Origin of the sequence: Pedobacter sp. (assembly GCF_035317785.1) — a bacterium.
GTDB lineage: Bacteria > Bacteroidota > Bacteroidia > Sphingobacteriales > Sphingobacteriaceae > Pedobacter.
Map to the genome: position 1 here is coordinate 1 of NZ_DATHGC010000380.1, position 6,301 is coordinate 6,301.

5 protein-coding genes are annotated in these 6,301 nt (G+C 47.5%); 2 read left to right on the forward strand and 3 right to left on the reverse strand.

Annotated features, from left to right (window positions below; translation table 11 throughout):
* Together VK541_RS23895 and thrC are read left to right on the forward strand one after the other, a co-directional pair.
* The coding region (locus VK541_RS23895; RefSeq protein ID WP_324373117.1) for a homoserine kinase at window positions 1-820 on the forward strand (820 nt) is incomplete at its 5' end.
* An 8-nt stretch (window positions 821-828) separates the two neighbouring features.
* Window positions 829-2,133: a threonine synthase gene (thrC, locus tag VK541_RS23900; protein WP_324373118.1), complete on the forward strand. Its 1,305-nt coding sequence runs from the start codon at window positions 829-831 to the stop codon at window positions 2,131-2,133.
* 89 nt (window positions 2,134-2,222) lie between these two features.
* Here thrC and VK541_RS23905 read toward each other — a convergent pair whose 3' ends face one another.
* From VK541_RS23905 to metH, 3 genes are all read right to left on the reverse strand, one after another.
* Complete coding sequence (locus VK541_RS23905; RefSeq protein ID WP_324373119.1) at window positions 2,223-2,657, reverse strand: META domain-containing protein; 435 nt, start codon at window positions 2,655-2,657, stop codon at window positions 2,223-2,225.
* 206 nt (window positions 2,658-2,863) lie between these two features.
* Window positions 2,864-3,817 (reverse strand): methylenetetrahydrofolate reductase [NAD(P)H], encoded by a 954-nt coding sequence (gene metF, locus VK541_RS23910; protein WP_324373120.1) that lies wholly within the window; start codon window positions 3,815-3,817, stop codon window positions 2,864-2,866.
* Between the two features lie 76 nt (window positions 3,818-3,893).
* Window positions 3,894-6,301: methionine synthase (gene metH, locus VK541_RS23915; RefSeq protein WP_324373121.1), on the reverse strand; the 2,408-nt coding region annotated here is incomplete at its 5' end.

The following is a 6,301-nucleotide window of genomic DNA, read 5'->3' on the forward strand; positions in this document are numbered from 1 at the left end:
AGGCAGAACAGGCATCACCATCTCCAAAATCACAGGTGATGACGGCAAGCTGCCCCTCAACCCTGCAAAAAATACAGTAAGTGCCAGCGTGCAGCACTATCTGAACCACATCGGCAACCCGGATCTGGGCATTGATATCGAGCTTCACAAGAAAATGCCGATAGGCAGCGGACTGGGATCCAGCTCCGCAAGTACCGTGGCAGGTTTGTTTGCGATCAATACGCTGCTCAACGATCAGCTGAGCAACAAAGAACTGGTTCCTTTTGCGATGAAAGGAGAGGAGCTGGCCTGTGGTTACGGCCATGCCGATAACGTAGCACCGGCCTTAATGGGCGGTTTTGTACTCATCAGGAGCTATGAGCCGCTGGATATCATCAGCCTGCCCTTTCCCCAGGACCTGCATGCAGCAATTGTGTATCCGGAAGTAGATGTGCCTACCAAAGATGCCCGGCAGATGATCCGGTCTAAGGTATTGCTTAAAGATGCAGTAACCCAATGGGGCAATGTAGCCGGATTGGTGAGCGGACTGTTCATGAACGACTATGCCCTGATCGGCAGAAGCATGACCGATATCCTGGTAGAGCCAACGCGGTCCATTTTGATCCCTGATTTTGCAGTATTAAAATCTCTGGCGCTGGAACATGGAGCACTGGGCTTCGGAATTTCCGGTTCAGGCCCGTCGGTTTTCGCTTTAACCAGGGATGCCGTCACTGCAGCAAACATTACCCAAAAACTTCAGCAGCACCTGAAAGGCCTGGCCATCAACAGCCTGTCATTCGTGTCTGAAGTCAATAAAAGAGGACCAATTATTTTAGATTGACAACACCAATGAAACTGTACAGTACCAACAACCATAATTTAAAAGTAGACTTTGCAACCGCTGTGTTCAACAGCATGCCCTTAGACAAAGGCCTTTATATGCCGGTCAGCATTCCTGAACTGGATCAGGAATTTATCAGCAATATTGAGAAATATACCCTGCCGGAGATCGCCTTTAAGGTAGCTTCTGCATTGCTTCAGGATGCCATTCCCGCAGGTGATCTGAAAAGCCTGATCGACGATGCCATCAACTTTGATGCACCGGTAGTTGCCCTCAATGACCACACCTATGTACTGGAGCTGTTCCATGGCCCATCATTAGCATTTAAAGATTTTGGCGCGAGGTTTATGAGCCGGGTAATGGCCTATTTCCTGAAGGACAATGAAAAAATACTGGATGTCCTGGTCGCCACTTCCGGCGATACCGGCGGCGCAGTTGCCCTTGGGTTTTTAGGCGTGCCGCATACCCGTGTTACCATTTTGTATCCGAAAGGAAAGGTAAGCGACATACAGGAGCTGCAGTTGTGTACCAATGGACAGAACATCCATGCCATCGAAGTAAACGGAACATTTGACGACTGCCAGGCCCTGGTAAAACAAGCTTTTGCTGATGAGCAGCTGAATGGTAAACTGAGGCTGACTTCCGCAAACTCCATCAATATATCACGGTTGATCCCCCAGACATTTTACTATTTCAATGCATATGCGCAATTAAAAAGACAGGGTAAAACAGAACTTGTATTTTCTGTGCCTAGCGGAAATTTTGGAAACATTGCAGCAGGGCTATTGGCATACAAAATGGGTCTGCCGGTCAAACAGTTTATCGCCGCGACAAATGTTAACGATACCGTTCCGCGTTTCCTGGAGACCGGGGTTTACGAAACCAAACCTTCGGTACAGACTTATGCAAATGCGATGGATGTAGGGGCGCCAAGCAATTGGGTGAGGATCATGGACCTGTTCAGTAGCGATTTCAAAGCCATCAGCAACATCATAGCGAGTTACAGGTTTACCGATGAAGAGACTTTAGCCGGAATAAAGGCCATTTATTCCCGGTTTGACTATATCGCCTGCCCGCATACGGCCATCGCCTGGCTGGCACTTGAAAAGTACAGACTGGAAAACGAAGGCGGCTATACAGGTGTGTTTTCATCCACTGCCCATGCCTGCAAATTTCCGGATGTATTTCCTGAAGAAATAAAAGATAAGATTGAAATCCCGGCGCAAGTGGGAGAGTTGTTCAATAAAGAAAAGCACTCCACTAAAATGGACACGGGTTTTGAGTCATTCAAAGCGTATTTAAACAATTACTAGCCCATTTGGTATTAACCCAATTCGTCATTGCGAGGCACGAAGCAATCCCCACCTGATGAGATTGCTTCGTGCCTCGCAATGACGATCCCCTATTTCTTGGTAAACCGCATAATGGCGATATCCCCCATCATAAAGTTCAGCGTGGTGTCACTTGTAATGGCATAATGACTCACTTTTTTCAGCGTTTCCACAAAAACGGCTTCTCCTTCACCAGGGCAGGCCATTTTTGTCATCATAATAGGCCCGGTAAAGTTTATTGTAGAATCATCAGCGATCAACGCTCCCGAAAAAGAATTACAGCTGGTATTGCCGCTGAATCTTTTCTCGGTGATGTCAAACTTGATCGCAGGTTTTTTGGCAGGATACAAACCATTGAACGCAATTCTCGGCCCCGAGATGTAATTTAATTCCCAGGTGCCGCTCAGACCTGACAGGCCGCCGTTTCCAATAGTTCCCGGTTTCATGGTGGTACAAGCTGTAAAAGCCATCGTAACAACAAAAGCAAGTATGATCAGTTTTTTCATGGCGTTACTGTATTTTGAGAAATGAAAGATACAAAGAGTATTCCAAAAACGAAGAGAAAATAACATGCTTTGTAAACATTGTTATTGCGGGGGAAGCGCAGCGATACTGACCACGAAGTAGCTGCGAAGCAAACCGAACCCTTCAGCGAGCTCACCAAAGGTAAACGAGTTCAGCACAGGCTGCAGCAATCTCAACAAGACAGACATTAAAAAATTGCCTGTGCGATCCTTTTTGTGGGTTCCGGATTTCCCATGGTATAAAAATGCAATACCGGCGCACCCACGGTTTTCAATTCTTTGCACTGGTTGATCATCCACTCAATACCCACTTCCTTCACCTCTTTTTCCGATCCGCAGGCTTGTATGGCTTCACTCAGTTCCAACGGAATATCGAGGTGAAAGATCTTTGGCAGGCTGATCAGCTGTTTGCTGCTGGTGATGGGCTTCAGACCCGGGATAATGGGCACATTGATGCCATTGCTGCGGCATTTTTCCACAAAGGCCTGGTAAGCTTTATTGTCAAAGAACATCTGGGTCACGATGAACTCGGCACCCAGGTCAACTTTATGTTTCAGGTATTTAAAATCTGTATCCAGGTTTGGAGATTCAAAATGTTTTTCGGGATAACCGGCCACACCGATGCAAAAATCGGTTTTTTCATTGGCCATATCGTCATGGAGGTATTTGCCCCGGTTCATATCAGACACATGCTGTACCAGTTCAGAAGCATAGGCATGCCCGTCAGGAGTAGGGACGAAAGCACTGTCGCTTTTGCGGGCATCGCCCCGCAATACCAAAACGTTGTCTATGCCCAGAAACTGGAGATCGATCAATGCGTTTTCAGTTTCGTCCTTAGTGAAACCACCGCAGATCAAATGAGGGACCGCATCTACTTTATATTTGTTCATAATGGCTGCACAGGTCGCCACAGTACTCGGGCGTTTGCGATAAGCCACCTTTTCCAGCAAGCCATTGGGGTGCTGCTTGTAAATGTAATCTTCGCGAAGATAGGTCACGTCTATAAATGGCGGATTGAACTCCATCAAAGGATCAATGGCGTTGAAAATGCCCTGGATGCTCTGTCCTTTTATAGGCGGTAAAAGTTCGAATGAAAACAAGGTCTTGCCGTTCGCATTCTTTATATGGTCTACAATTTTCATTTTAGTGTTGTCGGTCTATATTCAGGCAGCGCAATAGTAGTCGCCATTGCACTGCCAAGATATTCAAATTAAATAATTAATAAGCAAGATTTGGCCCCAGCCACCTTTCCACATCATCAACAGACATGTTTTTTCTGACCGCGTAGTCTTCGATCTGATCTTTGGTAATCTTGCCCAGTCCAAAATACCTGGACTGCGGATGTGCAAAATAAAATCCGCTTACCGCTGCGGTAGGGTGCATGGCGTAGCTTTCAGTCAGGTGCAGGCCAATCTTTGCCTCTGCATCCAGCAATTCAAACAAAGTCCCTTTTTCGGTATGTTCCGGACATGCCGGATATCCCGGTGCCGGACGGATCCCTGCGTATTCCTCCTTGATCAGTTCCTCATTGCTCAACGACTCGTCCTTAGCATAGCCCCAGTAATCCTTGCGCACCAGTTCATGCATCTTTTCTGCGAAAGCTTCAGCAAGCCTGTCTGCCAGGGCTTTGACCATGATGCTGTTGTAATCGTCATAATTTTTCTCATACTCCGCTACCAGCTCGTCACAACCAATACCCGTAGTCAGTGCAAAACCACCAAAATAATCAGGTATTCCGCTTTCTTTTGTCGCTACGAAATCGGAAAGCGCATAATAAGGTTGATCAGCAGTTTTCTCTGCCTGCTGACGCAGGGTATGGATGACTACTTCCTTGCCTTCCACATCAAGCACAATGTCATCGCCGACTGCCTGCGCCGGCCAGAAACCGATCACCGCTTTGGCGGTCAGCAGCTTTTCATCCACTATTTTTTTCAAAAGCGCCTTAGCGTCAGTAAAGAGTTTGCGTGCCTCATCACCAACTACCTTATCCTCCAATATGCGGGGGTAGCTTCCCCTCAGCTCCCAGGTTTGGAAAAATGGTGTCCAGTCAATATAAGGCACCAGTTCCTCCAGCGGGTAATTTTCAAAAACCTTCGTTCCCAGAAATTGAGGAGCAGGCGCTACCAGCGAAGTATCTATTTTGAAACTATCCCTGCGGGCCTCTTCAATTGTTTTAAAACGCTTGTCAGACCGCTTATTTAAATGCGCCTCGCGTGCTTTATCATATTCCGCCCTGATACCGGCAATGTATTCACTCCTCGTATCCTTGTTCATCAGCGTACTCGCTACCGTCACACTTCTTGACGCATCCAGCACATGTATTGCCGGACCTGAATAATGCGGTGCCACTTTTACCGCCGCATGAATACGGGAAGTTGTAGCCCCGCCGATCATCAATGGAATGGTGAAACCTTCACGTTCCATTTCTTTGGCAAAGTGTACCATCTCATCCAGTGAAGGTGTGATCAGCCCGCTCAGCCCAATGATGTCCGCATTGATCTCTTTGGCCTTTTTGATGATATCCTGTGCAGGCACCATCACACCCATATCTACGATCTCGAAGTTATTACAAGCCAGTACCACACCTACAATGTTTTTGCCAATGTCATGCACATCACCCTTTACAGTGGCCATCAATATTCTTCCAGCGGAAGAGTTCTGATCCTGATCGGGGTTGTCCAGTTTTTCCTGTTCAATGAAGGGCAGCAGATATGCCACGGCTTTCTTCATCACGCGGGCCGATTTTACCACCTGCGGCAGGAACATCTTGCCAGCGCCAAACAAGTCGCCCACGATGTTCATTCCGTTCATCAGCGGGCCTTCGATCACCTGTATAGGTCTGGCATATTTTTGCCTCGCTTCTTCCACGTCGGCATCGAGGTATTCAATGATCCCCTTTACAAGGGCATGCGATAACCTTTCCTCAACCGTTCCCTGACGCCATTCCTCATTACGAACGATTTCTTTTCCCTTGGTTTTGATGGTATCTGCAAATTCAACCAGCCTTTCAGTGGCATCATCTCTGCGGTTCAGCAATACATCCTCGACCAGTACCAGCAATTCCGGAGGGATCTCCTGGTAAACCTCCAGCATACCCGCATTGACGATCCCCATATCCAGTCCCGCTTGTATGGCATGGTATAAAAATGCAGAGTGCATCGCCTCCCTTACGGTATTGTTTCCCCTGAAGGAGAAGGAAATGTTGGAAACACCTCCACTTACCTTTGCATGGGGCAGATTTTCTTTGATCCAGCGGGTAGCGTTGATAAAATCTACCGCATAGTTGTTGTGTTCTTCCAGTCCTGTAGCAACGGTCAGGATATTCGGGTCAAAAATGATGTCCTGAGGCGGGAAACCCAGCTCATCCACCAATATATGATAAGACTTGCTGCAAATTTCTACCCTGCGCTCGTAATTGTCTGCCTGTCCCTGCTCATCAAAAGCCATTACCACAACAGCCGCCCCGTAGTTCATGATCTTGCGTGCACTTTCCCGGAACTTGTCTTCACCTTCTTTCAGGGAGATCGAGTTGACGATTCCTTTGCCCTGCAGGCACTTCAGTCCGGCCTCTATGACCGTCCATTTGGATGAATCGACCATGATCGGCAGTTTGGAAATATCCGGCT

Bases quoted from the DNA above. Each gene is read 5' to 3' on its own strand.
- metF (WP_324373120.1), bottom strand. From the start codon at position 3,817: ATGAAAATTGTAGACCATATAAAGAATGCGAACGGCAAGACCTTGTTT.
- VK541_RS23905 (WP_324373119.1), bottom strand. From the start codon at position 2,657: ATGAAAAAACTGATCATACTTGCTTTTGTTGTTACGATGGCTTTTACA.
- thrC (WP_324373118.1), top strand. From the start codon at position 829: ATGAAACTGTACAGTACCAACAACCATAATTTAAAAGTAGACTTTGCA.